General features: G+C 59.6%; 25 protein-coding genes. 7 read left to right on the top strand and 18 right to left on the bottom strand.

Features of this window, described 5'->3' with window-relative positions:
• Window positions 1–54 precede the first annotated feature (54 nt).
• Together C4J83_RS23520 and C4J83_RS23515 are read right to left on the bottom strand one after the other, a co-directional pair.
• Window positions 55–375 carry an antibiotic biosynthesis monooxygenase family protein gene (locus C4J83_RS23520; protein WP_124418310.1) on the bottom strand — a complete coding sequence of 107 codons (321 nt, stop codon included), beginning with the start codon at window positions 373–375 and terminating at the stop codon, window positions 55–57.
• Entirely contained in the window at window positions 372–1,079 is a 708-nt protein-coding gene (locus tag C4J83_RS23515) for a CTP synthase C-terminal region-related (seleno)protein (RefSeq protein WP_124418309.1), read from the bottom strand. The genes C4J83_RS23520 and C4J83_RS23515 overlap by 4 nt, the downstream gene beginning before the upstream one ends.
• Window positions 1,080–1,159: 80 nt before the next feature.
• Between C4J83_RS23515 and C4J83_RS23510 the strand changes: the two genes are divergently transcribed.
• Window positions 1,160–2,038: a LysR family transcriptional regulator gene (locus tag C4J83_RS23510; RefSeq protein WP_119741556.1), complete on the top strand. Its 879-nt coding sequence runs from the start codon at window positions 1,160–1,162 to the stop codon at window positions 2,036–2,038.
• A gap of 277 nt (window positions 2,039–2,315) precedes the next feature.
• On the opposite strand, the gene C4J83_RS23505 is transcribed toward C4J83_RS23510, so the two are convergent.
• The 4 genes from C4J83_RS23505 to C4J83_RS23490 form a co-directional block, all read right to left on the bottom strand.
• Window positions 2,316–2,834: a DUF1003 domain-containing protein gene (locus C4J83_RS23505; RefSeq protein WP_119741558.1), complete on the bottom strand. Its 519-nt coding sequence runs from the start codon at window positions 2,832–2,834 to the stop codon at window positions 2,316–2,318.
• Between the two features lie 76 nt (window positions 2,835–2,910).
• Window positions 2,911–4,230 (bottom strand): methyl-accepting chemotaxis protein, encoded by a 1,320-nt coding sequence (locus tag C4J83_RS23500; protein WP_106576092.1) that lies wholly within the window; start codon window positions 4,228–4,230, stop codon window positions 2,911–2,913.
• Window positions 4,231–4,494: 264 nt separating this feature from the next.
• Window positions 4,495–5,553: a diguanylate cyclase gene (locus C4J83_RS23495; RefSeq protein ID WP_106576093.1), complete on the bottom strand. Its 1,059-nt coding sequence runs from the start codon at window positions 5,551–5,553 to the stop codon at window positions 4,495–4,497.
• 193 nt (window positions 5,554–5,746) lie between these two features.
• Window positions 5,747–6,370, bottom strand: coding sequence for a TetR/AcrR family transcriptional regulator (locus C4J83_RS23490; RefSeq protein ID WP_106576094.1), 624 nt, complete (start codon window positions 6,368–6,370; stop codon window positions 5,747–5,749).
• A gap of 122 nt (window positions 6,371–6,492) precedes the next feature.
• Here C4J83_RS23490 and C4J83_RS23485 point away from each other — a divergent pair, with 122 nt between their 5' ends.
• Window positions 6,493–7,551, top strand: a complete 1,059-nt coding sequence (locus C4J83_RS23485) for an MBL fold metallo-hydrolase (protein ID WP_119741564.1) — start codon at window positions 6,493–6,495, stop codon at window positions 7,549–7,551.
• A gap of 167 nt (window positions 7,552–7,718) precedes the next feature.
• Complete coding sequence (locus C4J83_RS30550; protein ID WP_256660624.1) at window positions 7,719–8,393, top strand: hypothetical protein; 675 nt, start codon at window positions 7,719–7,721, stop codon at window positions 8,391–8,393.
• Window positions 8,394–8,417: 24 nt separating this feature from the next.
• Here the strand turns inward: C4J83_RS30550 and C4J83_RS23475 are convergent, their stop codons facing one another.
• Window positions 8,418–9,209, bottom strand: a complete 792-nt coding sequence (locus C4J83_RS23475; RefSeq protein WP_124418308.1) for an SDR family NAD(P)-dependent oxidoreductase — start codon at window positions 9,207–9,209, stop codon at window positions 8,418–8,420.
• A gap of 114 nt (window positions 9,210–9,323) precedes the next feature.
• Here C4J83_RS23475 and C4J83_RS23470 point away from each other — a divergent pair, with 114 nt between their 5' ends.
• Window positions 9,324–10,256 carry a GlxA family transcriptional regulator gene (locus C4J83_RS23470; RefSeq protein WP_124418307.1) on the top strand — a complete coding sequence of 311 codons (933 nt, stop codon included), beginning with the start codon at window positions 9,324–9,326 and terminating at the stop codon, window positions 10,254–10,256.
• Between the two features lie 38 nt (window positions 10,257–10,294).
• Window positions 10,295–10,852, top strand: coding sequence for an AAA family ATPase (locus C4J83_RS23465; RefSeq protein ID WP_124418306.1), 558 nt, complete (start codon window positions 10,295–10,297; stop codon window positions 10,850–10,852).
• On the opposite strand, the gene C4J83_RS23460 is transcribed toward C4J83_RS23465, so the two are convergent.
• The 7 genes from C4J83_RS23460 to argH form a co-directional block, all read right to left on the bottom strand.
• Window positions 10,782–11,162 (bottom strand): helix-turn-helix domain-containing protein, encoded by a 381-nt coding sequence (locus C4J83_RS23460; RefSeq protein ID WP_106576099.1) that lies wholly within the window; start codon window positions 11,160–11,162, stop codon window positions 10,782–10,784. The two genes, C4J83_RS23465 and C4J83_RS23460, sit on opposite strands and share 71 nt — an antisense overlap.
• 107 nt (window positions 11,163–11,269) lie before the next feature.
• Window positions 11,270–12,217, bottom strand: a complete 948-nt coding sequence (locus C4J83_RS23455; RefSeq protein ID WP_124418305.1) for a hypothetical protein — start codon at window positions 12,215–12,217, stop codon at window positions 11,270–11,272.
• Between the two features lie 173 nt (window positions 12,218–12,390).
• Window positions 12,391–13,566: an MFS transporter gene (locus C4J83_RS23450; protein WP_119741577.1), complete on the bottom strand. Its 1,176-nt coding sequence runs from the start codon at window positions 13,564–13,566 to the stop codon at window positions 12,391–12,393.
• 147 nt (window positions 13,567–13,713) lie between these two features.
• On the bottom strand, window positions 13,714–14,535 hold the full coding sequence (locus C4J83_RS23445) for an ABC transporter substrate-binding protein (RefSeq protein ID WP_124418304.1): 822 nt from the start codon (window positions 14,533–14,535) through the stop codon (window positions 13,714–13,716).
• Window positions 14,536–14,560: 25 nt separating this feature from the next.
• Window positions 14,561–15,325, bottom strand: coding sequence for an amino acid ABC transporter ATP-binding protein (locus tag C4J83_RS23440; protein ID WP_124418303.1), 765 nt, complete (start codon window positions 15,323–15,325; stop codon window positions 14,561–14,563).
• Window positions 15,326–15,349: 24 nt separating this feature from the next.
• Window positions 15,350–16,228 (bottom strand): amino acid ABC transporter permease, encoded by an 879-nt coding sequence (locus C4J83_RS23435; RefSeq protein ID WP_017134649.1) that lies wholly within the window; start codon window positions 16,226–16,228, stop codon window positions 15,350–15,352.
• 106 nt (window positions 16,229–16,334) lie between these two features.
• On the bottom strand, window positions 16,335–17,762 hold the full coding sequence (argH, locus tag C4J83_RS23430; protein WP_124418302.1) for an argininosuccinate lyase: 1,428 nt from the start codon (window positions 17,760–17,762) through the stop codon (window positions 16,335–16,337).
• 228 nt (window positions 17,763–17,990) lie between these two features.
• Here argH and C4J83_RS23425 point away from each other — a divergent pair, with 228 nt between their 5' ends.
• The gene (locus C4J83_RS23425; RefSeq protein ID WP_124418301.1) at window positions 17,991–18,950 is read left to right on the top strand and encodes a LysR family transcriptional regulator; all 960 of its coding nucleotides are present in this window, start codon (window positions 17,991–17,993) and stop codon (window positions 18,948–18,950) included.
• Window positions 18,951–19,441: 491 nt separating this feature from the next.
• Here the strand turns inward: C4J83_RS23425 and C4J83_RS23420 are convergent, their stop codons facing one another.
• From C4J83_RS23420 to C4J83_RS23405, 4 genes are all read right to left on the bottom strand, one after another.
• Complete coding sequence (locus C4J83_RS23420; protein ID WP_124418911.1) at window positions 19,442–20,086, bottom strand: HAD-IB family hydrolase; 645 nt, start codon at window positions 20,084–20,086, stop codon at window positions 19,442–19,444.
• A gap of 72 nt (window positions 20,087–20,158) precedes the next feature.
• The gene (locus C4J83_RS23415) at window positions 20,159–20,872 is read right to left on the bottom strand and encodes an HNH endonuclease (protein WP_124418300.1); all 714 of its coding nucleotides are present in this window, start codon (window positions 20,870–20,872) and stop codon (window positions 20,159–20,161) included.
• A gap of 174 nt (window positions 20,873–21,046) precedes the next feature.
• On the bottom strand, window positions 21,047–22,297 hold the full coding sequence (locus C4J83_RS23410) for a ribonucleotide-diphosphate reductase subunit beta (protein ID WP_032879817.1): 1,251 nt from the start codon (window positions 22,295–22,297) through the stop codon (window positions 21,047–21,049).
• Between the two features lie 578 nt (window positions 22,298–22,875).
• A complete protein-coding gene (locus C4J83_RS23405; RefSeq protein ID WP_124418299.1) occupies window positions 22,876–23,145 on the bottom strand; it encodes a DUF2790 domain-containing protein in 270 nt (89 codons plus the stop codon).
• A gap of 397 nt (window positions 23,146–23,542) precedes the next feature.
• On the opposite strand from C4J83_RS23405, the gene acs reads away from it, so the two are divergent.
• On the top strand, window positions 23,543–25,498 hold the full coding sequence (gene acs, locus C4J83_RS23400) for an acetate--CoA ligase (protein WP_106576109.1): 1,956 nt from the start codon (window positions 23,543–23,545) through the stop codon (window positions 25,496–25,498).
• Window positions 25,499–25,720 lie beyond the last annotated feature (222 nt).

Here is a 25,720-nt window from a genome sequence, read left to right as displayed (position 1 = left end):
TGGAACCGAGTTGATGCCATCGCAGGCAAGCCAGCTCCCACCGGGGCACGCATTTCACTTCTGGAAGGTGTAGGCCCGCTCCACCTTGCACACCCGCGTGTGAAACGCCGAGTACCAGGTGGCGCGGCCTTGCTCGCGCACTTCGCGGTGCTCGGCCTGCTGTTTCCAGGCCAGGATCGCCGCCTCGCTTTCCCAGTAGGACACTGTGATCCCCAAGCCGTCCTCGCGCGCCGATTCCACCCCGAGAAACCCCGGTTGTTCACGCGCCAGTTCCAGCATGCGGGCGGCGGCCTGGCCGTAGCCTTGATCGCCCTCGGTGCGCACTGAGCTGAAAATCACTGCGTAGTAGGGCGTGGCGGGAGTGTTGGCGATCATCGTGACAACTCCAGACAGGCCTTGAGCAGAGCGATCGCCAAGGGTGGCGTGACGTGTTTGAGCGCGGCACGTTCCGGTTGGAACAGCGTGGCGACAAAAAACGGATGGTCGAGCAATTCGATGGCACGCAGATCGCCGGCCGAGTCGTGGCCGCTGGGGATCAGGTCGCTTTCCAACAGAGCGTTGGCGAACTCGGGGTTGATACCGTAGCGGCAGCGATAACCCTCGTGGATATCCAGCGTGCCATAGGCCTCGGCGATACGGGTGTAGGGCGCCAGACGCACGGTGTCCGTGGCCTCTACCAGCGCGCAACTGAGCGGTGTGATCACCGCACGCTTGGCGTGCGGGGCCAGCTCGCCGTGTTCGGCATCCGCCCAACCCAGCACGTTGCGGGCATATTCCAGCACCGCATGCTGAAAACCGCCGCACGTGCCGAGGAAAGGGCGCTTATGTTCGCGGGCAAACCGGATCGCCCGCAATGCGCCGTCGGTGTCGCGGTAGGGGCTGGCGGGCACACACCAGAAACCGTCGAACGCATGCAATTGAGGGGTGGGCGTGATCGAGTCCGTGTCGAGCCATTGCACGTGAACGTTCAGGTTCAAGGCGTCGGCCGCCTGTTGCAGCGCCACGGGGATGGCCTGGTGCGCGGTGACGTCGGGGTTGTAGTCGCCGATCAGGGCAAGGTGCAAGGTGCTGGCTTTCATCGGGTACGCCTCATGGCTTGTTGTGTCCTGGTGCCCACTATAGATTGGCGCTCACGCAATCAAAATTGGCGTTCGCCCACATGCTCAATGCAGCCACGCACTATCAAATCGACTATCCCGACCTTTCGCTGATCCTCGCCCTGGTACGCGGCGGCACCCTGGCGCGCGCGGCGGCGCTGTTGCGGGTGGATGTGTCCACGGTGTTCCGCGCGGTGCGCCGGCTGGAGGCCGCCTTGGGCCAGACCCTGTTTGAAAAAAGCCGCGCCGGTTACCTGCCTACCAGCCTGGCCAGCAACCTGGCGCAGCAGGCCGAGCACGCCGAACAAGCATTGGAGGCGGCGCGCATTGGCGTGGAGCAGGGCGGCGAAGTGATCAGCGGCACTGTGCGCCTGACCTGTACCGACTCGGTGCTGCAAGGTTTGCTGCTGCCGGCGCTGGCGCGGTTCATGCCCGACTACCCGGCGTTGACCCTGGAGTTGAGCACATCGAATGATTTCGCCAACCTCAGCCGCCGCGATGCCGACATTGCCCTGCGCCTGACCAAGACGCCGCCGGAGCACCTTGTCGGTCGTTGCCTGGGCACGGTCGCATATCAAGTGTGTGCCAGTGCCGATTTTGCTCGCCAGCACGCAGGCCGCGAGTTGGCCGACCTGCCGTGGATCGCCCCGGACGACTTCCTGCCCGATCACCCCACCGTCGCCTGGCGCCGCGAGCATTTGCCGGGTGTGCGTCCCAGCTATCGCTGCAACAGCATGTTGTCGGTCACCGAGTTGGTACGTGCAGGCCTGGGCGTGGCGGCGCTGCCGGATTTTCTCTTGGGCGATGGTGTGCAACCACTGGGGCCGGCGTTGGCCGCACGGAACACCGCACTGTGGCTGCTGACGCGTCCGGATTGCCGGGCGTTGCGTTCGGTGGTCACGTTGTTTGATGAGCTGGGGCGGCATGTGCGGTTGCCGTGAACGGCATCTTTTGTGACTGGCGAGCTGCTGTGGCGGGCTTGTTGCGGCGAGCGGGCTGCTGTGGCGAGCGGGCTTGTTGTGGCGAGCGGGCTTGCCCCGCGTTGGGGCGCGAAGCGGCCCCAGATAGGCCAACGCGATGCTTCAGGTAAACCGCGGTGTCAGGTTTTGGGCCTGCTTTGCAGCCCAACGCGGGGCAAGCCCGCTCGCCACAGCAGCTCGCTCGCTACAACAAGCCCGCTCGCCATAACAGGCTTTCCTTAAGGCAACTGCCTTGCCCTCAGGGTTTACGCATGAACTGCTCATGCATCTCGCAGGTCAGGGTCTCGATACGCTCGGTCAGTTGCTTGGTCATTTCTGTCAGGCGGGTGTTCTGCTCCAGCAGTTCCAGCAACTGCTTGGTGGTTTGTTCGGCTTGGGCCTGGCGCTCGGTGTTGGCGATGGCCAGCGCTTCGCGGTGCTGCGCATCGGCGTCGGACTGGGCTTTGTCGCGGGCGGCCTGGCGTGTCTGGGCCAGCAGGATCAGCGGCGCGGCATAGGCCGATTGCAGGCTGAAGGCCAGGTTGAGCAGGATGAACGGGTACACGTCGAAGTGGGTGATGCCGGTCATGTTCAGCACCACCCACAAGATCACGATCGCGGTTTGCGCGCCCAGAAAGGTGGGCGTACCAAAGAAGCGCGCGAACGCTTCGGCCTTGAGCGCAAAGGTGTCGTTGCCGAAGGTCGGCGCCAGGTGGGCGTGGCCTCGGTGGAAACGCAGGTGATCGACGGGGGCTGCTTCTGGCTTGTCTGGGGTCATGGCGGGCTCGAATCCTTGGCGTAAAGACTAGTCAGCACTATAGACCGAGCCCCCGGGCAGACACATGAAGATCAGGTCAGTTGTTGCCCCGCTCATTGGCAAACGCGCTCACCGCCTGCACAGCCTCGCCCGTGCCTTCGCGAATCTGCAGGATCACCGTGCCGGCCTGGTTGGCCAACTCCACACCTTGAGCGGCGCGGTCGCGAGTCCCTTCCATGCTGTCGATGGCTTGGCGGGTTTCCTCCTGGATCATCGCGATCATGCTGGAGATTTCCGCCGTCGAGCCGCTGGTGCGTGCCGCCAGTTGCCGCACTTCGTCGGCCACCACGGCAAAGCCCCGGCCTTGTTCGCCAGCGCGCGCCGCTTCGATGGCGGCGTTGAGGGCCAGCAGGTTGGTCTGGTCGGCGATGCCGCGGATGGTGTTGACGATGGCCGTGATCTGCTGCGAACGCTCGCCCAGCTTGGCGATCAGTTGCGAGGAGCCATCGATGTCGGCAGCAATCTCGCGCATGCCGCTGGCGGTTTGCTGGATCACATCGGCGCCCTTTTCGGCGATATCCCGAGTGTTCAGCGAGATGTGATAAGCCTGGGCAGCGCTGGCGGCGTCGGCGGCATGCTGTTGCACTCTGGCGGTGATGTCGGAGGCAAACTTCACCACTTTGCACAGGCGCCCGCTGGCGTCGTACACCGGGTTGTAGTTGGCCTCCAGCCACACCGTCTGGCCGTTTTTGTCGATGCGTTCAAACTGGCCGTTGAACAGTTCGCCCTGGTTCAAGCGCTTCCAGAACTCACTGTAGGTCGAGCTGTTGGCCAGGTCCGGCTTGCAGAACAGGCGGTGATGCTTGCCCTGAATCTGCGCCAGGCTGTAGCCCATGCGCTGCAGGAAATTTGCATTGGCGGTAATGATGGTGCCGTCGAGGTTGAACTCGATCACCGCCATGGCCCGGTCGATGGCACCCAACTTGGCGTTGGCTTCACTTTCGGCCTGCAGGCGCGGGGTGACGTCCATGGCGTATTTCACCACTTTGATGACCTGGCCGGTGTGATCGCGCACCGGGTTGTAGCTGGCTTCCAGCCATACCGATTGGCCGTCGCCGCCGACGCGTTCAAAGGTGCCCGACTGAAATTGGCCATTACGCAGCTGCGTCCACAACTGGTTGTACTCGGCACTGCGCGTGAACGCGGGGGTGCAGAACATCCGGTGGGGCTGGCCCTCGATCTGTTCGGCGCGGTAGCTCATGGTCTTGAGGAAATTCTCATTGGCCCGCAGGACGGTACCTTGCAGATCGAATTCGATCACCGCCATGGAGCGCTCGATGGCATCCAGCAAGCTGGCTTGTTGGGCGTTGGTGTGTTGCAGGGTGTTGATAGTTTTTTTGTGGGCGTTGAATAGCATGTTCGAGAGCTCGGGGAAGCACGCGTCAGAGGTATCCATGAATATGCGCCTGCCCCCGTAGGGCACCAGGCCTTACGGTTGACTTGCTCATTGTCAGCTTCCTTGTGCTGACAGAGGGGGGTTGAACAACGGGTTCAGAGTGATCGGCCGGCCAAGAAGTTCGCCTTCAGGGCGGTGGCATCAATGAGTAGGCGACCAATGGTGGCATTATGCTTCTGCAGCAGTGCGGCGGAAGAGAAATCAGACGAGGTGTTGTAGGACGACTTAGGCGGAGTGGGCGACGACACAGTGGCTGACATTCACCCGGTTGCGGCCGGTGTCCTTGGCGGCATAGAGCGCGCGATCCGCGGCGTTGAGCCACATTGCCGCATCGCTGAAGACGGGTTGGAAGTCTGCCAGACCAATGCTCAGGCTCACGCGCAACGCTGGGATCTGCGAATTGCGATAGTTACTAAAGGTTTCTCGCATGTGTTCCATGACCAGCGCGGCTTCTTCCAGTGGCATTTGCGGAAGAATCACGCAGAACTCATCGCCGCCGTAACGGCCGGCCAAGTCATTTTCCCTCAGGTGTTGACGCAACTCCTGACTCAGCTGGCGCAACACCTGATCACCGACGATATGGCCGTAGGTGTCGTTGATCTGTTTGAAATGGTCGATATCGATCAAGGCAATGGTGGCGTGGCCTTGTTGCTGCTGGCATTTGTGGAACTTGAGATTGAGCAGGTCTTTCCACGAGCCATGATTGAGCAGGCCGGTGAGGCTGTCGACGCGGCTGAGGGCGCTGAGGGCGCGTTTGTGTTCCGAGAGTTTGATTGCCAACTGATAGCAGACCATGCCGATCGCCATCGGGTACAGCGTCAGCATCGGCAGGCAGGTATACACCTGGGCAAGGCTGACGTTGGGATTGAACTTGATCCCCAGCAGCGCCCACGCCACGCCGATACCGCCCGCCTGTGCCACCAGCCCGCGCAGAAACAGGCGCTTGCCCCCGGCCGCGACGTTGTTCATGGTCATCATCGACAGGATGGTCACGGTCGTCAGCGGTGTGAATTGCGTGGCCGCCGCCCAGAAACCGCCGAGCAGCGAGTCATAGAGCAAGTTGCGTTGTTCGGCCTGGTAGGGAAATTGCGAGCGCGTGGAGAGCTGGTACGCCACATGGGCCCAGGCATAACCGTTGAATATCAGTAGCGCCCATACCCAGCCCGGCATGGCCAACGGGTAAAGGGCGCCGATGACGCTGATACAGCCGATACCCAGGCCGATAATCCTTGGCTTGTAGATACGCCTGGCAAATGACAGCCCTTTGCCTCGTCTGTTTTCCATAGTGTTCCGGGTCAGCTCTTTTTTGCAGATACGACAGCGTGCGTCAGCGGCTTGGACCGTTGATCGGATATTAGGTGGGAATATTGTCAGTTATTCACGTGGGAATAATCAGTGTCCTTCCAAGCCATTTGCGCAGCACACCGGGTGAATGCGCTAAAAACGACCTGGAATGTCGCTCATGCAACAGGCTTTATTACGAACGGGCAGGGCTGACTTCGTAGCCGGCCAGGAACAGGTCGATGGCCGATTCGATCACGCTGGCCTGTGTGGCAGCGTCGAGGGTAGGTTGGCCCAGCGTAATTTGCGGCCAAAAGGCGAACGCCTTGAGCAGGCTCTGGATCTGATGGGCCGCAAAGGCCGGGTCGGTGCAGGCCAGGCGGCCATCTTCCTGGGCCGCGCGTACCCACTGGGTGAAGCCTTCCTCGCGTTTGCTCAAGCGGTTGACCATGTCTTGCGCGCGTTCGGGCGAATGAATGGTGGCGGCGATCGCGACACGGGCCAGGTCGAGGAAGTTGGCGTCCGACATCATCTGCATCTTCGCCTGCAGCAAACCGCGCAATTGCTCGCGCAGGGGGCGGTCACTGGCGTAGCTGGCGTCCAGTTGGGCAACGCTGCTGGCCCACAACTGGTGCAGAATTTCTGCAAACAACTCTTCCTTGCTGGGAAAGTGGTTGTACACCGTGCGCTTGGAGACTCCGGCGGTGGCCGCAATTTTGTCCATGCTGGTGACCTCGAACCCGTTAGCCCGAAACTCGGTGATGGCCGCTGCCACGATGGCTTCGCGTTTGCGGTCGGTGAGGCGTTGGGGAGCAGTCATGGAGGGCGTTCGGCTCTTGGATGAAATTACACTCGGTAGTTTACTTGCTCCGGGTTTTGTTGCAATCTAGAAACTACACTGTGCAGTGTAATTTATGAGCGGACCCCAGGAGTCACTCTGTAATGGCCACGATTTCAAGCCGTCTCGACCCTTCGCCTGAAGCACTCAAGCCTGCCGAGCAGGAGCAAGGGCATTTCACCAACGATGCCCCAGTGCAACATGGCGGCTTTGGCAAGACGTTGCGGATTTTCTGGAACATGCTTTTCAACAAGCCGCGCAGCACGCGCCCTGTGGGCAAGATCCCGGTGCAACCGCTGACACGCGAGCAACTGCTGGCCGCTCCCGATCACAGCGTGTTCCGTCTGGGGCATTCCACCGTGTTGCTGAAAATGCGCGGTAAGTTCTGGCTAACCGACCCGGTGTTTGCCGAGCGCGCTTCACCGTTCAGTTGGGCCGGGCCCAAACGCTTCCATCAGCCGCCCATCAGCCTTGAAGACTTGCCGCCGCTGGAAGCGGTGATTCTTTCGCACAATCACTATGACCACCTGGACCATAAGGCCGTGGTCCAGCTGGCCGACAAAACCCGCTACTTTCTCGCCCCGCTGGGTGTGGGCGACACCCTGGTGAAATGGGGTGTGGACGCCAGCAAAGTCAGGCAACTGGATTGGTGGCAAGGCACCGAGGTCGATGGCATTCGCTTTATCGCCACGCCGGCCCAGCACTTTTCCGGGCGCGGTCTGTTTGACGGCAACCAGACCCTGTGGTGTTCCTGGGTGATGATCGACGGTGCGCGGCGGGTCTTTTTCAGTGGCGACACGGGTTATTTCGACGGTTTCAAACGCATCGGCGAACAATACGGCCCGTTTGATCTGACGCTGATGGAAACAGGTGCTTACAACGTCGACTGGCCCCATGTGCACATGCAGCCGGAGCAAACCTTGCAGGCGCATATCGACCTTAAAGGCCGTTGGCTGCTGCCGATTCATAACGGCACGTTCGACCTGGCGTTCCATGCCTGGCACGAGCCGTTTGACCGCATCATGGCCCTGGCCTGGGAGCGCAACGTTTCGATTACCACGCCGGCGATGGGGCAAGCGTTCAATCTGAACCAGCCTGAGCGTGGGCATGCGTGGTGGTTGGACGTGGAAACTCAAGGTGCGAAAGAGCACGCGGCGGGCTGAAGTTTGGGGCCGTAGGAAAATGAGTTTTCAAGGTATTTCAGCCCTGCGACAACCATCAGGTCCGAGTGCGATGATCCCGCACGGTCATTGTCGGGGTGCGGGTTCTGATGGAAAAAAACTGTAGGGAGCATTGGCGATTGGGCTTGCCTTGTCGACTTGGGCCTTCCTTGCCGGAAGCGGGTGAAGCGGGCGGCTCAAACGCTGCGCCGGCCCAGGCCCAACCCGATAAAGCCAACCCGGGCGGTATCGTCTTCGGCGCTGATTATCCAAAGGGTGTCGCACTCATTCCCGGCTACAACGCCGTGGCTGCGCCGATAAAACCCGTGCGGGATCCTGCGCTGTCACTCGTCGCTTTGAGTGGTATCGAGCCCACTGGGCCTGTGATGGTTGAAGTGCCTCTGGTACGCAATAACAGCACTTTTACCGCTTCCAAGGTGCTCGCAGGGTGGCGCATCGGGTTCGCTGACCGGTATGTGCACGGGGCTCATTACGAACCCGTTGAACACAGTGCAGCCTTGCGCCGAGCGTTCGACATCCTGCAACTGGCCGGTGCGCAATTGGTACCGGTAGATGCACGACGTGAAGACCACAGCCTTCAATTCTCTTTGCGGACGCGTGAAATCGACGATCTGGTGACCAGGCATCGGCTTGATGCCTTGGTGTCTGATGATCAATCTGCGGCGTTTCATGGTGCGTGCATAAGCGGGTATCCCGCCGTGTGCGAGCCGTTGGCAGAGGGGGCGAAACTCTGGTTTTATGGCGCTCGGTGGTCCCGCGATGCTTTGCACGCGTTGCTCTACGCCTATCGACAGAACAACGCCGGCGGCCCAGGCGGCCACTGACCTGGGCTTCAGTCTATTAGCTGACTACACGCCGTAACGTGGGGCCGGGCTGCTGCGTGACAGGTTTGGCCCCAAGGCCAGGCGCGCGGTTTCGTAAGCGTCCCAATCCAGGCTATCGGGCAGTGACGGGATCGTGACTTTTTCACCTTGTGCGAGCCCTGCCAGCGCGGCATCTACCAGGTTTTGCGTGGTCATGACCATTGTCTCGGGCAGGTTGCTCACCGGCAGGCCGGCAACGTCCCAGAACTCGGTGGCGATGGCACCGGGCAACACCACTTGAACCCGTACTCCCTTGTCGCTCAGCTCATGCTCGAGTGATTCAGTAAACGCCTGCACAAACGCCTTGGTGCCTCCGTAAACGCCATTCAGCAGCTTGGGTGCGACCGCCACGATCGAACCGATGTTGATCAGGGTGCCGCGACCCTGGGCGACAAAGTTGGTTGCTGCGGCTTTGGCCAGGCGGGTGAGGGCCAGCACATTGAGCAGGATCATCGCCTCCATCTTGTCCGCATCGCTGTCCAGCAAGGACGCGGTGGCACCGATGCCGGCGTTGTTCACCAACAGGCTGATGCGCCTGTCGTCGTGCAGGATCTGTTCAACACGGGCCAGATCGGCCGGCAGGTTCAGGTCGGCCACCACCACGTGAATATCCCGTTGGGTGTTGGCGTTGAGCTGAGTCGCCAGTCGCTCCAGCCGGTGCTGGTTACGTGCCACCAATATCAGGTCGTAACCCTGGCGAGCCAGGCGATCGGCGTAGGTGGCGCCAATACCTGAAGAAGCGCCGGTAATCAGCGCATAACCTTTGGATTGAGTCATTGCAGTTGCTCCAGGAGGGCCGAGGAAGGAGGGCCTTGTTGCAACCAAGATTATGGGTGTAATGTCATGGCTGCAATGTCGTATATCCCTCCTTTAGAGACATGAGGTTTGACCATGGTGTCTGTCGGTATTTTGCTGTTTCCGGGTTTTCAGATGCTCAGCCTGAGCACCAGTACGGTGTTTGAATTCGCCAACCTGGAGGTGCAACGGCCGTTCTATCGGGTAGACCTGGTATCCGAGGAAGGCGGGCCGATCAAAAGCTCCATGGGTTTTGCCATTGATACCGTGCCTTTTGGTCCATACGACACGGTGTTGGTGGTGGGCGATAACGAAGTGCTCGACGCCACGCCTGGCCTGCTCAGCTACTTGCAGCAGGCAGTGGTGACGTCGCGTCGTGTGACGTCTGCCTGCACCGGCTCTTTCCACCTGGCGGCCGCCGGACTGCTGGAAGACCGCAAGGCAACCACTCACTGGTACCACGCCCGTGCCTTTCGTCAGGCTTATCCCACTGTGAGGCTTGAAGAAGACCGCATCTTCACTGTCGACGGCCCACTCTGGACTTCTGCCGGCATGACCGCCTGCCTTGACCTGGCCCTGGCCCTTGTCGAAAACGACCTGGGTATAGAGGTGGCCCGCGAGGTCGCGCGCAAGTTGGTGATCTACCATCGCCGTGCGGGCGGCCAGTCGCAATTTTCCGCGCTGCTGGACATCGACCCCAAGTCCGACCGCGTGCAAACCGCCCTGGTCTACGCCCGCCAGCATTTACAGGAAGAGCTCTCGGTTGAACGGCTGGCCGACGTCGCGCACCTTAGTCCGCGCCAGTTCAGCCGTCTGTTTCGCAGCGAAACCGGCCACACCCCGGCCAAGGCGATCGAACGCCTGCGCATTGAAGCGGCGCGCCTGATGCTTGAATCCGGCGACCACCCTATCGACATCATTGCCCGCGACACCGGCTTCGATGACCCGGAGCGCATGCGTCGCGCCTTCCTGCGTGCCTTCGGCCAGCCGCCACAAATGATGCGCCGTGCGCTGCAATTGCAGGCCTGATGCCCCAACGGCTTACACTCAGGTTAAGGGGGAAAGTTATGCGCCATAAAATTCACATCCTCGGCGCTGCGGGCGCAGGCACCACGACACTGGGCAAAGCCTTGGCCGAACGCTTGAAGGTGGTTTATTTCGACTCCGACGACTTCTTCTGGCAGCAAACTCCGGAACCGTTCACCGTTGCTCGGTTACGGGATGAACGCACGCGTCTGTTACAGGAACAGAGTGCCGGCCTCGAAGGCTGGGTGCTGTCCGGCTCGGTGTGCGGATGGGGCGATGCCATGATCCCACAGTTCACCCAAGTGGTGTTTCTGCGCGTAGACCCGCCAGTTCGCCTGCACCGGCTGCAACTGCGCGAAGAGCAGCGCTATGGTGACCGAATTCTGGAGGGCGGCAGCCGCCATGAAAACAGCGTCGCGTTTCTCGCCTGGGCTGCTCGTTACGATGATGGTAACCACAGCCTACGCAGCCTGCGTCGGCATGAAAGCTGGCTGAAACCACTGAGCTGCCCGGTGATCCGGCTGGACGCTACGCACCATTCGGTTGAGGCGTTGGTGAATCAATTGATGCCGCTGTTGAGCCCATCAGCCGCGAAATGATGCCTTGTGCAGCGGGCTCGGCCGGGGCCTTGTCGAACTTGCGCGCACTCATGCCCCAACCCGGCGCAAACCCCGGGAAAAACACCAGCCCCTCAGCTTCCAGCCGAAAGGCCAATACTAGGCGGGTTTCATCGTCTACATCGCCCTGGCTTTCAAAGCGTTGCACCGTTTCGACCGCCAGCCCGGCTTGGCGGGCCAGTTCTTCCCGGCTCCAGCCAAGCATTGCGCGGGCCTGCACACTGTGCTTGGCGGTGAATTGGTGCAGGACGATCTGCTGTTCTACAAAAGAGCTCATTGCCAGAGAGGACATGGGGGTTTCTCCAGGTTCGACGGGGGAAGGCAAACTATACTGTGTTTTTGTACAGTTGTTTTGACCGCTCATCAACTGGATTTTTTTAATGGCGTTTGGGCCGCGCGTTATTCCACGCCCGGCGCTTCTCGAATGATCAGGTGATCCAGGTTCTCGATATTCGCGCTGAAGACCCCGAATGTCTGCTCGGGGTTTTTCTTGCTCGGCACCTGTTTCAATTGCGGCGTGACCCCATAAAAGAAGCAATACAGCGCCTTTTTACTGTCTGCTGCCGCCTTGATCTGTTCCAGGAACGCCGTGCGCTTGCGGTAGTTTTCGATGAGTTTTTTGCTCAGGTAGACGTTGACCGAGTAGGGCTTCTTGTCGAGCCACACTTTCTTTTCGAAATCGATGCGAAAGCTGGCCGTGTAATCCTTGATCTCCTTGATTTTCCCCCAGTAGATCAGGCCGTTGTTGTCCTGCAGGTACTCGATCTTCTTGAAAAACGTCCAATAGGTTGCCGTGTGATCGCCGATCTTCAGCGGCATGCTCTTGAGCTTGTCTTTATCGTCGATATTCGACACATAGCATTCCACCGGGTGGGCGAACACGCTGGTTTTGTCTGGGGTAGAGTCGCTGGCGCTGGGGGACGAACCGGTACGAGTAGACGCAACCTTCGTGGGATCGCGTGGGACGCCGGCTTCGGTGCCGGTCATGGCCAGCTTGCGCTCGTACTGGCGTCGCGTCAGTACCCATTCTGATGGGAAACTGTCCTCGCGCTCATCATCAGTTTCGCCGGTCGCAGTCTTGTGCGTGCTGGCGTAGCGGCAGCCGTCAATGTGCTGGGTACTGGCCTTGTTCTTAAAATGCGGCGTGCGCTGATAGTTGACGTTTTTTGCGTTGAAGGTGCTGAGGGCGATGCCCGCATCGAACGCTGCGCGGCACTCATCGTTGGGGCACAGGAAGCTGTCCTTGTCGGAGTCGAAAGGACTGGTTTCGTCGAAATTCAGGTCCCGTACGTCGTAGATCGATAGCTTGTCATCGAGACTCAGGCTGTAGGCCGTGTCGAATTTCATAGGGCTCGGGTCCGTGAGATGAATGACTGGATATTACGCAAAACTTCGCCGTTACGGAGATCAAAAAATCTGGGAGCGGGATTGTGTGGGAGCGGGCTTGCTCGCGAAGGCGGTGTGTCAGTTCCGAGTGCATTGGTTGATCCACCGCGTTCGCGAGCAAGCCCGCTCCCACATTAGATAGGCGGTGTTCCGGCCACCCGCCGTCCACTCAGGAAACACAAGGTGCCACCCACGGCGGTCAACGCGCCGAGTGCGTAGAACATGCTGACCGGCGCCGCATTGATCAGCAGGTACCCGCAAATGACCGGGCTCATCGCCCCGCCAAACGCCGCCAGGTTTTGCGCGCCGTAATAACTGCCGCGCAGTGCATCCGGGGCGATGGTGTCGATGAACAGGAATTCCGAGGGGTAAATGATCATCTCGCCCAAGGTGAACACGAACATCGCCAGGCACCAGGTCACCAGGCTGTCCGCCAGACTGAAACCGATCAGCCCGACAATGAACAGCAACGTGCCCAGCACAATCCAGTAGCGCAATTGCTCGCGTTTCAGAAATCGCCCGATCTGGTACTGCATCAAAATCACGGTGATGGCGTTGCAGGCCAGCACCGCCGACAGAATCTTCAGCGCCTCGGCGGGTTTGTAGGCCACCAGCAGAAACTGTGACAGATAAAGCGTATAGCGCCCGTGGACAATGGTGCTCAACAGACTGCCGCTGGTGAACAGGATCAGTGTGCGGTCGCTGCGCAGTGTGCGCAGGGTCGTGAGAAAACTCAGGGGTTTATTGCTGTTGTCGCGTTGGGTCGGCGCAATGCCGATCATCAGGAACACACTGCCCAAGGCGATGGCGCTGGCGATCAGGAACGGCGCCCAGGGGATCTGCCCGGCGATCACCACACCCACCATCGGGCCGGTGGCATAGCCGACGTTGGTCAGGGTGTAGCGCAGGGAAAATACTTTGGCGCGGTCGCCCACCGGCAGGTTTTCGCTGATGATGGCCTTGGAGCCGATCAGGAACAGTGCCGACGCGGCTTCGGTAATCACCAAGGTCAAGGTGGTGAGGTAGAGGTTGCTGGCAAAGGTCAGTAACAGAAATCCGATGGCGCTGGAAAGCATGGCCAGGATCAGCAGCTTGCGCTTTTCCAGGCGGTCGATGACGTAGCCGCCATAGAGGCCGAGCAGCGTGGCGATGAACACGGCGATGCCCATCAGCAAGCCGATGTCCTGCTGGTTGAGGCCCAGGCGCGTGCTCAGCCAAAGGGCCAGCAGCGGACTGGTCATCGCGCGGCTGACGACGATGGTCACCGAGCAGATCATCAGGCGGCGGATTACCAGGGAGTAGGTGGCCACGGTGGGGCGGATGTCCTTATTATTTTTCCAATACAACACAATTCAAATGTGGGAGCGGGCTTGCTCGCGAATGCGGTGGATCAGTCGGTAAATTTGTCACTGACACATCGCATTCGCGAGCAAGCCCGCTCCCACATTTAGATTAAGTTACTGCCCGGCATTGATGCTGATTTTTTCCACCGCACCCTGTTCCAGATCCCACTTCTTGAGGATCTTGCCGTACGTGCCATCATCAATCATGCCCTGCAGCGCCTCACTGATCGCCGTGACCAGCTCGGTGTTGCTCTTCTCAATCCCCAGCCCCGTGAACTGCTTGGAAATGGCCAGGCCCACCGGCTTGTACTTGCCCTTGTCCAACGACATCAAATAAGGAATCGTCTCGCTGCCTTGCATCGCCGCATCCAAACGGTTCTGCTGCAACTGGGCGCGCGCGTCCGCTGAGCCTTCAGTGCCGATCACCACGATTGCCGGCTTACCCGCCGCTTCGCAGTTTTCCTTGCTCCACGCGGCAATTTCCGACGGCCAGGTAGTCCGGCGGCTGGTGCCGACTTTTTTACCGCACAGGTCAGTCAATTCCTTGAGGTCTTCACGTTTGGCCAGGGTGTACAGCTGCGGGCCGCTGGTGAAGTAGTCGATGAAGGTCACGGCTTTCTGGCGCTCGGCGGTGTCGGTCATGCCTGACAGTACGATGTCGACGCGCTTGGTGGTCAGGCCGCTGAGCATCTGCTCGAAGCCGGTTTCCTGCCACTTGATCTTCACGCCCAGGCGCTCGGCCAGGGCGTTGCCCAGGTCGAAGTCCAGGCCGGTGAGTTTATTGGTGGCGGTGTCCTTGAAATCCATCGGCGGGTAGTTCGGCACGATGGCCGCGCTGATCTCACCCTTGTCCTTGATTGCCGCCGGCAATGCCGCGAATACACACGAGGAGGCCATCAGGCCTGCGAGCAACGTTGGGATAAACAATTTTTTCATGGGGGCGTTCTCGTTAGTTTTTTAGTTAAGTGCGAACGGCAGAAATAAAGCTTTGGGTACGTGGGTTTTGTGGGCTTATTAGAATTTCTTCGGGGCTGCCGGCTTCCACAATCTGGCCGGCGTCCATAAACACCATGCGGTTGGACACTTCGCGGGCGAAGCCCAACTCATGGGTGACCACGATCATGGTCATGCCGGTGGTGGCCAAATCGCGCATCACCGACAGCACTTCGCCTACCAGCTCCGGGTCGAGGGCTGACGTGGGTTCGTCAAATAACATCAACTTGGGGCGCATCGCCAACGCACGCGCAATCGCCACACGCTGTTGCTGGCCGCCGGACAATTCCACTGGGTAGGCATTGCGCTTGTCCGCCAGGCCGACGCGGGCCAGCAACTCCATCGCATCTTCGATGGCTTCCTTGGGCGAGCGCTTGAGCACCTGCACCGGGCCTTCGATGATGTTTTGCAACACGGTCATGTGCGGGAACAGATTGAAGCGCTGAAACACCATGCCGGTCGCCAGGCGCTGGCGGGCAATCTGCGATTCATTCATTTCATGCAGCTTGTTACCGACGACGCGGTAACCCACCAGTTCGCCGTCGACCCAAAGGCCGCCCTTGTCGATTTTTTCCAGCTGGTTGACGCAGCGCAGCAGCGTGCTTTTGCCCGAGCCGGACGGGCCGATGATGCACATGACTTCGCCTTGCTCGACCTCGATATTGATGTCGCGCAGCGCGTGATACTCGTCGTAATACTTGTTCAGGTTGACGGCCTTGACGATGCTTCTCATGGGGCAAATCTCCTCAACCCAGACTTACGAACGCTTGCCGGCGCCGCGGGCAAAACGACGCTCAAGGCGGCTTTGACCAAATGAAAGAACAGTCACCACCGCCAGGTACCAGATGCCGGCCACAATCAGCAGCTCCATGACGCGGGCGTTGGCGTAGTAGATGTTTTGCGCGTTGTGCAGCAGCTCCGAGTACTGGATCACACTGGCCAGGCTGGTCATTTTCACCATGCTGATGAACTCGTTGCCTACCGGCGGAATGATCACCCGCATCGCCTGCGGCAGAATCACCCTACGCAGCGCTTGCAGGCTCGGCATGCCGATGGACTTGGCGGCCTCGTACTGGCCGGTGTCGACCGACAGCAAGCCGGCGCGCACCACTTCGGCGGTGTAGGCACCCTGGTTGATGCTGAGGCCGAGCAGGGCGGCCACGAACGGCGTCATCAGGTCGACGGTGTCGATGCTGAACAGGCCGGGGATCGCGATGACCGGGAAAATCAGCGCCAGGTTGAACCACAGCAACAGCTGCAGAATCAGCGGCGTACCGCGGAACAGCCAGGTGTAAGTGATGGCCACGTAGCGCAGGATCGGGTTGGCCGACATGCGCATGATCGCCGTGATCACCCCGATGACCACGCCCAGTGCCATTGCCAGAATCGACATGACGATGGTGTTGACCAGGCCCCACAGAATGGCCTCAGACGTGAGGAACTGCCCGATGTAGGACCATTCGATCTGGCCATTGGCAAAGGCGCGCAACAACGCGGCCAGTGCGATCACGATCAACGTGGCAAAAAACATCCGCCCGTAATAACGACGCGGCACATGCTCGTACTGCGTGATATCGAACTGGTTCTCGGACAACTTGCGCTCAGCTTCCAAGCGCTCCGCCGGGGTTTGGTTCATGGTGTTACTCCACTGCTGTACTCGATCCAACTGTTAAAACACAGTCCAAATGTGGGAGCTGGCTTGCCTGCGAAAGCGCCAGCAAACTCACCACAAAGGCCCAGGTTTAAATCCGAAACCCCTGATAACTCTCAGCCCATTTTTGCTGAGCCGCCAACGCCACCTTCAACCGCCCAATCTGCTCCCGAACCCGCTCCGGCGCCGTCCCACCCCAACCACTGCGCGCCGCAATTGCCGCTTCCAGGGTCAAGCAGTCCCGCACCTCAGGCAGCAACCGCGCGTCCACCTCCGCCAACATCGCCGGCGAGGCTTCCCACAACTCAATCTCGTGTTTCTCACAGGCCTGCACCAACGCGCCGGTAATCTCATGCGCCTCTTTAAACGGCACGCCACGGGTGGCCAACCAATCCGCCACCTCAGTCGCCAAAGTGAAGCCCATCGGCGCCTGACGCCGCAGCTCTTCCACTTGCACCTTCATGGTCGCAACCATCCCGGCCATCGCTGGCAGCACCAGCAGCAAGGTGTCCACACTGTCCAACACGCTGTGCTTGTCTTCACTCAAGTCGCGGTTGTACGACAGCGGCAACGACTTGAGCATCGACATCAGCCCGGTCAGGTTGCCAATCAAACGCCCGGCCTTGCCCCGCGCCAGTTCGGCAATGTCCGGGTTCTTTTTCTGCGGCATGATCGAGCTGCCGGTGGCGTAGGCATCGTCCAGCACCACCCAGCGAAACTGGCGCGACGACCACAGGCAAAACTCCTCCGACAGCCGCGAAATATTCACCCCGAGCATGCCCGCCACAAACAGGAACTCCGCCACATGGTCACGGCTGGCGACGGCGTCGATCGAGTTTTCGCACGGTCCGGTGTAGCCCATTTCCTTGGCCGAATGCTCTGGCTGACGCGCAATCGCCGAGCCTGCCATCGCGGCAGCACCCAACGGTGACAATGCCGTGCGCGCATCCCAATCCACCAAGCGCTGCACATCACGCAGCATCGACTGCGCATGAGCGAGCAAGTGATGGGCAAACACAATCGGTTGCGCCTGCTGCAAGTGGGTGAAGCCCGGGCAGATGCTCTCGATATGCTGCTCGGCCTGGTCCACCAGCGCCTGCTGCAAACCCAACACCTCGGTGGTGATGGTGCGCGCATGGTCGCGTAGGAAAAGGCGCAGGTCATTGGCCGTCTGATCGTTACGCGAACGCCCGGCGCGCAACTTGCCACCCAAGGCGCCCAGGCGCTCGGTCAATACGCGTTCGATAAAGGTGTGCACGTCCTCGTCATCCAGGGTTGGATGTAGGCGGCCGGCGGCGAAGTCCTCACCGATTCGGTCCAGGGCCTCGAGGGTGCGCAAAGTCTCCGACTCATCCAGCAAACCGGCGCGCTGCAACTCCCGGGCATGGGCACGGGAGCCGGCCAGGTCGTAGGGCGTCAGGCGAAAATAGCGCTCAGGGCAACGTGACAACGCGGCCAATGCAGCAGATGGGCCGGTCTTGAAACGAGCACCCCAAAGGCGGTCGGTGGGCTGGGACATCGGTATTCCTCACGCTTGTTTTTAGAAGAGTCGGAGGCAGTAAAAAGCTAAAAAGACCTGATCGTAGTGTCAGGTTTTTACGGGTGTTAAATCAGCCTCTGTGTGCTGTTCAACCCGCTATATTCAAGGTTGCCAAGGGCGGATGTTTATGTTCATTATCGCCGCCTGGCTATGTTCAAGGATTGGGTTGAAGCCTGTTGAATATGGCACTTGAGGTCAACGCGTATTATGGAAACCCCACTTTCCACTTCTGGAAACATGCCGCCAAAACCCGGCACACGACCGCCCCTGCAACTGAGCGGGCTGGATTTCAAATTGCTGCGCGTGTTCATGGCGGTGGTCGAAGCCGGCGGCTTCAGCGCCGCGCAAAACGAGCTGAACGTGGGCTTGGCGGCCATCAGCAAACAGATCTCCGACCTCGAAATCCGCATCGGCATGCGCCTGTGTACGCGGGGCAGGGAAGGCTTCGGCCTGACCGAAGAAGGCAAGTTGGTGTATCAGGCGTCCATCGAGTTATTTACCTCGGTGGACAGTTTTCGCGACAAGCTTAGTTCGGCGCAAAACGAGCTTATTGGTGACCTAAGTGTGGGCGTTATTGATAACACCGTCTCCGACGTTAATTCGCCGCTAATTACCGCATTAGGGAAATTACACAGCGAATCGCCAAAAATTAGATTGCGCCTACATGCCTCGCAATTGGACGAAGTTGAGCGCGGCGTAGTGGAAGGGCGGCTGATCGTCGGCATCGTCCCGGTGTATCAACGCCGCGAAGAATTCGACTACTTCCCGCTGTACGAAGAAAAAGCCCACGCCTACTGCGCCGTAGGACACCCACTGTTCAACGCGAGCGACATCACGCCAGAAGTGCTGCGCCAATACGAAGTGGTCAACCACCGGTACGCAATCCACCGCGACAAAGCCAACTTCGTCAACTACGACAGCCAGTCCGCCTCGGCCTCACAGGTTGAAGCCGTCGCCATCCTGATCCTCACCGGCCGCTTCCTAGGCTTCCTGCCCGAACACTACGCCGCGCCACTGGTAAGGGAAGGGCGCCTGCGCGCACTGTGCCCGGAACACGTCCACCTGAGCACCGCCTTCAACCTGATCCTGCGCCACAACGCCCCGCGCAGCCCGATGGTAAAAGCCTTCGCAACAGCCCTGGGCGTCAACCTCAAGGCCGCAACATAAACCGCGCCGAACACCGATCAACAAGCAACAAAGCCCAAATGTAGGAGCTGTCGAGCCCCAGCGAGGCTGCGAGGGGATCACCTCGGTCCACCCGCCGACCCCGCTATGTGTATCGACCCCCAGCCCCCATGCTAGTGCGCTGTCCGGCCTGAAACCGATCAAAATGTGGGAGCTCTCGAGCCCCAGCGAGGCAGCGATGGGATCACCTCGGTCCGCTGCCGAACCCGCTATGTGTATCGACCCTCCAGCACCCCATGCTAGTGCGCTGTCCGGCCTGAAACCGATCAAAAATGTGGGAGCTCTCGAGCCCCAGCGAGGCAGCGAAGGGATCACCTCAGTCCGCTGCCGAACCCGCTATTTGTATCGACCCTCCAGCAACCCATGCTAGTGCGCCGTCCGGCCTGAAACCGATCAAAATGTGGGAGCTCTCGAGCCCCAGCGAGGCAGCGAAGGGATCACCTCGGTCCACCTGCCGACCCCATCCACCCACATCACCGCTGCAACTTGCCCTGCTTCTTCTTCGAATGAAAATGCCGAAAATGCGCATCCTGCGCCGCCGCCAACAACTCCCGATCCCCGCGGGTATCGCCCCAGGCCCTGAGCCGATAATCGCCCAAATCCCCATACACCGCCTCAAGCCGCAGCACCTTATTCTCACAGCGGCAATTATTCCCCGTGAGCTTGCCCGTCAACACCCCGTCGACCACCTCAAGTTCAGTGCCGATCAACTTGATCCCAAGGCGATTCGCAAACGGCTGCAACACTAAAGCCGGCGACGCCGAACACAACGTCACCTCCGCTCCAGACTTCACCTCATCCGCCACTGATTGCAACCCAGTCGGGCGCATCAGCTTGCTCCACGTACGCTGGCAATACGCCTCAGCCTGCTGCTGAACCCACGCCTTCTCCACGCCGGTCATAAAGGTGCGAATCAACTGCGCCTTCAACTCATCCCGACTGATCTGCCGCAGCAAAAAGCGCAGCCCCGGCACCGCCAGCTTGACCATCCGGCCATAGAACTCACCGGTGCCAAAGGCAAACTTGAGGAAGGGCACGAAACTGTCGTGATGGGTCAGGGTGCCGTCGAAGTCAAAGACGGAAAGTACTTTGGCGTCTGCAGGGCCGGCTTCGAGCATGTCTGGGTTCACGGGTTGGCCTCGGTCCTATCTAGTGTTTATTAAGCGTGCATCAGGTGTGACAGCAGGAGTTTACTCCCGTGCCAATCTTCCGATCTTGGCGTAAAGCGACTCGGTGAAAGCCTCCCGGTCACTCGACCGGTGGCAACGCTGATGGCAATTGGGGCACAAGGCTACAGCATTGGTGATGCGATCCGAACCCTTCCGGGCGAGGTGCTTGACGTGATGCACTTCGAGAAATGGCAAACCGTCGACCTCGAAAGGTGCGTTAGAGCCGCAGCCTTCGCAGATGCCGTTGGCTTCTTTCAACACCCAGGCGCGGACCTTTGGATCGCGGACGAAGGCCGTGCTTACGGTCGATACCTTCTGCGGCTGGGCAATACCGTCCGGTAGCTTAGGGAAAGGTTGCTGCTGCAGTTTGGACGCGCGGCGCATCAGCGTTTGCTCGTCTGCTGTTTGGCCAGCATCTTCGGATTCGAACACGCCCTTTGCGGCCAGTGCATTGCGGATGCGTTGCTCTACGCCTGTGCCCACATTCTTGGCGGGCTTATAGCCTTCAATGCGGTCCCAGCCCATACGGACGAGCACGGTAGAGATATTTTGCATGCGAAATTCGATGGAGCCCTTTGCGCGGCCTGCCACAGGGCCTTCGCGCAGAAGGCGGTTTTCGAAGGCTTTGTTAAAAGGCTGGCCGCTCTTTTCCCAGGCCAACATCTTCAAGTACGTCTCGACCGCCGCTGCCAGCTCCGCGTCGTTCCAGTCCGTTTTGTCTATCGCAATATCCATACAGCCGCCAAGGGTAGAAAACCCTCGGACGATACTGAGTAGCCATTATTGCGTCTACGAAATTTCCTACAGTCTGCTGGGATTTGACCGTCTCTGAATTTGGGAATATTCAGATCACTGAGCATAAAAAAGCCCTGAACATGTCAGGGCTTCTCGGTGGGGCCGACTCTAGGATTAATCCCAGCTCAACGCGCCGCCGGTCTGATACTCGATCACGCGGGTTTCGAAGAAGTTCTTCTCTTTCTTCAAGTCCATGATCTCGCTCATCCACGGGAACGGGTTGGTGGTGCCTGGATACTCTTCCTTCAAGCCAATCTGCGACAAACGACGGTTCGCGATGAACTTGAGGTAGTCCTCCATCATCGCCGCGTTCATGCCCAACACGCCGCGCGGCATGGTATCGCGGGCGTACTCGATCTCCAGCTGAGTCCCTTGCAGGATCATCTGGGTCGCTTCTTCTTTCATCTCGGCATCCCACAAGTGTGGGTTTTCGATTTTGATCTGGTTGATCACATCGATACCGAAGTTCAGATGCATCGACTCGTCGCGCAGGATGTACTGGAACTGCTCAGCCACGCCGGTCATTTTATTGCGACGGCCCATGGACAAAATCTGGGTGAAGCCGCAGTAGAAGAAGATGCCTTCCAGGACGCAGTAGTAGGCGACCAGGTTGCGCAGCAACTCTTTATCAGTCTCGACGGTACCGGTTTCGAACTTCGGATCGGAGATCGAGCGGGTGTATTTCAAACCCCAGGCGGCCTTTTTGGCCACCGATGGAATCTCGTGGTACATGTTGAAGATCTCGCCTTCATCCATGGCCAGCGATTCGATGCAGTACTGGTAGGCGTGGGTGTGGATCGCTTCTTCGAAGGCCTGGCGCAGGATGTACTGGCGGCACTCCGGGTTGGTGATCAGGCGGTACACGGCCAGCACCAGGTTGTTGGCAACCAGGGAGTCGGCGGTGGAGAAGAAGCCGAGGTTGCGCATGACGATGCGACGCTCGTCGTCGGTCAGGCCTTCGGGGTTTTTCCACAAGGCGATGTCGGCGGTCATGTTGACCTCTTGCGGCATCCAGTGGTTGGCGCAGCCGTCGAGGTACTTCTGCCAGGCCCAGTCGTACTTGAAGGGCACGAGTTGGTTGAGGTCGGCGCGGCAGTTGATCATGCGCTTTTCGTCTACGGCGACGCGGGCGGCGGAGCCTTCCAGCTCGGCGAGGCCTTCGGCGACGTCGAGTTTGTCCAGGGCGGCCTTGGCGCGCACGATGGCGGCGGAGTCACTGGCGGTGACGGCGCGGGCTTCGATGGCGGCGGCGGCGCCGGCACCGTCGAGGCGGTCCATGTTGGCTTCGGTGGCGTGGCCGGCGTTGGCGCCTTTAGCGGCTACTTCGCCTTCTTCTTCTTTGTCGAATTCGTCCCAGCTCAGCATGACGTGTCGTCTCCTGCGTGAGGGCTCAAAGGTGCCCGTGTGAAACCGGATGGTTGGGTGTTCACACGGCCCAGAGGCCGCGGTGGATCTTAAGAAATCGTTTGTTGCAACAGCTCGCGCAGGCATTAAACGGAATTGGGTAACGGGTGCTCTGCGTGAGGCTGAGGGGCGGAGCGACTGGTGCATGCTCCAGCGGGAGGCCTCAGGTCTGGCTCTTCATCCCAGTGTAAAGGGATATTGCAGGCCCGATTTACCCGCGCATTATAGGGAAAAAATCGGCTTTGTGTTGCGGCGGATGGTCACGAGGGAGGGCCAAAATGGCGCGCTTTTCGGCCAAAGCGTGTGTTTGCAAGGCTTTGCCGGGATAGGAATTTTTTGACGGGCGGTGGGATAGTTTTTGTGGGGGCAGGAGAGGCGGGTAGGTGGCGGGCTTTGGGAGGTGGGTAAGGCTGAAATTGCCATCGCAGGCAAGCCAGCTCCCACATTTGTTTCATGGTGGGTTCGAAATAGGTTCTTGGCCGCAAGAACGATTACTTGCGGTGACCAAGATCCGGGTTTAAACCTGACTCAATAACCTGTTACCCGTTAGAACAACCGTTGCCCATTACTTGGTAATTAAGAATATGACGTTGACCTTGGGAGTCTTCATATTCCATTTGTACCGGTACAACTTGGCATACTTCCGGAACAGTGCTCATGGACAAGACTTTGGCCACATCCAAGTGAGTGCTGTAAGTGTAATCCTCAACGAGCGGGGCGTTCTGGCCGGCCAGCTCGGTCGGGGCCTCATCGGCCAGGGCGGCGGTGGCGCACAAGCTGCTGAGGGCCATAACTACGAGAGCTTTCATTTCTTTACTTACCTTCTTCAGGGCGAAAGGGGTCACGGGGCCCTTGTGAGGCCACGTGTGTAACTTAAGAGTTGGGAAGTTCGGATTAACGTTGCCTTCGTGGGGGCTGTTACGTTGTTAATCACAGTGTCTTGTTGACGGCGTTGATTTTAGGCCCGCGAGTTATATTCATATACCCGTGCTTTTGATAAACACTATTGGCGGTTTTTGTAACAATCCCCTGATAAAGGTTTTTTCACCCAGCCGGAAAGCCACGCAGGGCGCGGGCCAGAGCCATAAACGGGCATAGCAGGGCAATTTGTAGGGGCTTGTTACTACCATCGTCGAATGGTTCTATGGGGGCGCCCCGGCTACAACAGGGCATACAAAAACAACTATTGTCACCGAGGTAAGAAAGATGAGTGCGGCTTCCCTGTACCCCGTTCGCCCCGAAGTAGCAGCCAACACGCTGACCGACGAGGCGACCTACAAGGCCATGTACCAGCAGTCGGTGGTCAACCCCGATGGCTTCTGGCGCGAGCAAGCCAAGCGCCTTGACTGGGTCAAGCCTTTCACCGCGGTCAAGCAGACCTCTTTCGACGACCACCATGTCGACATCAAATGGTTCGCCGATGGCACCCTCAACGTTTCCTACAACTGCCTGGACCGTCACCTCGCCGAGCGTGGCGACCAGGCGGCGATCATCTGGGAAGGCGATGACCCTTCCGAAAGCCGCACCATCACCTACCGCGAGCTGCATGAAGAAGTCTGCAAGTTCGCCAACGCCTTGCGTGGCCAGGATGTGCACCGCGGTGACGTGGTGACTATCTATATGCCGATGATCCCCGAAGCTGTGGTCGCCATGTTGGCCTGTACCCGCATCGGTGCGATCCACTCCGTGGTGTTTGGCGGTTTTTCGCCGGAGGCGCTGGCCGGTCGCATCATCGACTGTAAGTCGAAGGTGGTGATCACCGCCGACGAAGGTATCCGCGCCGGTAAGAAAATTCCGCTGAAGGCCAACGTCGACGACGCGCTGACCAACCCGGAAACCAGCAGCATCCAGAAGGTCATTGTGTGCAAGCGCACCAATGGCAACATCAAGTGGAACCAGCATCGCGACATCTGGTACGAAGACCTGATGAAAGTGGCGGGCACCGTGTGTGCGCCCAAAGAGATGGGCGCCGAAGAAGCGCTGTTCATCCTCTACACCTCCGGCTCCACCGGCAAACCCAAAGGCGTGCAGCACACCACCGGCGGCTACCTGCTGTATGCGGCCCTGACCCACGAGCGCGTGTTCGACTACCGCCCCGGCGAAATCTACTGGTGCACCGCCGACGTCGGTTGGGTCACCGGCCACACTTATATCGTGTACGGCCCATTGGCCAATGGCGCGACCACGCTGCTGTTCGAAGGCGTGCCGAACTACCCGGACATCACCCGTGTCGGCAAGATCGTCGACAAGCACAAGGTCAATATCCTCTACACCGCGCCCACTGCGATCCGCGCGATGATGGCATCCGGCACCGCCGCCTGCGAAGGCGTGGACGGCAGCAGCTTGCGTCTGCTCGGTTCAGTCGGTGAGCCGATTAACCCGGAAGCGTGGGACTGGTACTACAAGAACGTCGGACAATCCCGTTGCCCGATCGTCGACACCTGGTGGCAGACCGAAACCGGCGCCACCCTGATGAGCCCGCTGCCGGGTGCGCACGCGCTCAAGCCGGGCTCGGCGGCGCGGCCATTCTTCGGTGTGGTGCCGGCGTTGGTGGACAACCTGGGCAACATCATCGAGGGCGCTGCCGAAGGCAACCTGGTGATTCTCGATTCGTGGCCTGGCCAGGCGCGTACGCTGTACGGCGACCATGACCGCTTCGTCGACACCTACTTCAAGACCTTCCGTGGCATGTACTTCACCGGTGACGGCGCGCGTCGCGATGAGGATGGCTACTGGTGGATCACCGGCCGTGTAGACGACGTGTTGAACGTGTCCGGCCACCGCATGGGCACTGCCGAGATCGAAAGCGCGATGGTTGCACACCCGAAAGTCGCCGAAGCGGCGGTGGTGGGCGTGCCCCATGACATCAAGGGGCAGGGCATCTATGTGTATGTCACGCTCAAAAATGGTGAAGAGCCGAACGAAGCGCTGCGCCTGGAACTGAAAAACTGGGTGCGCAAAGAGATCGGGCCGATTGCGTCGCCGGATGTGATCCAGTGGGCACCGGGCTTGCCGAAGACGCGCTCGGGGAAAATCATGCGGCGGATTTTGCGCAAGATCGCCACGGCTGAATATGACGGGTTGGGGGATATCTCCACCTTGGCTGATCCGGGGGTGGTGGCGCATTTGATTGAAACGCACAAGACCATGAACGCCGCGTAAGGCGGGGTTTGTGGGACAGGGCCCCATTTGGCGTGAGCCGGGTGGGGCTTTTTTGCAGGATCTCGAAGCCAATGCAAATCCCCTGTGGGAGCGGGCTTGCTCGCGAATGCGGTGCACCAGCTAGCAGATGTGCAGCTGACCCAGCGTATTCGCGAGCAAGCCCGCTCCCACATTTGGAATGTATTTCATGGACAAGGCGGTGTAGGTCTGACAGACCGGCAT

This window comes from Pseudomonas sp. LBUM920, from assembly GCF_003852315.1.
Taxonomy (GTDB): Bacteria; Pseudomonadota; Gammaproteobacteria; order Pseudomonadales; family Pseudomonadaceae; genus Aquipseudomonas.
Note: the sequence above shows the minus strand (reverse complement) of the source record. Positions and strands in the feature narration are given on the sequence as shown.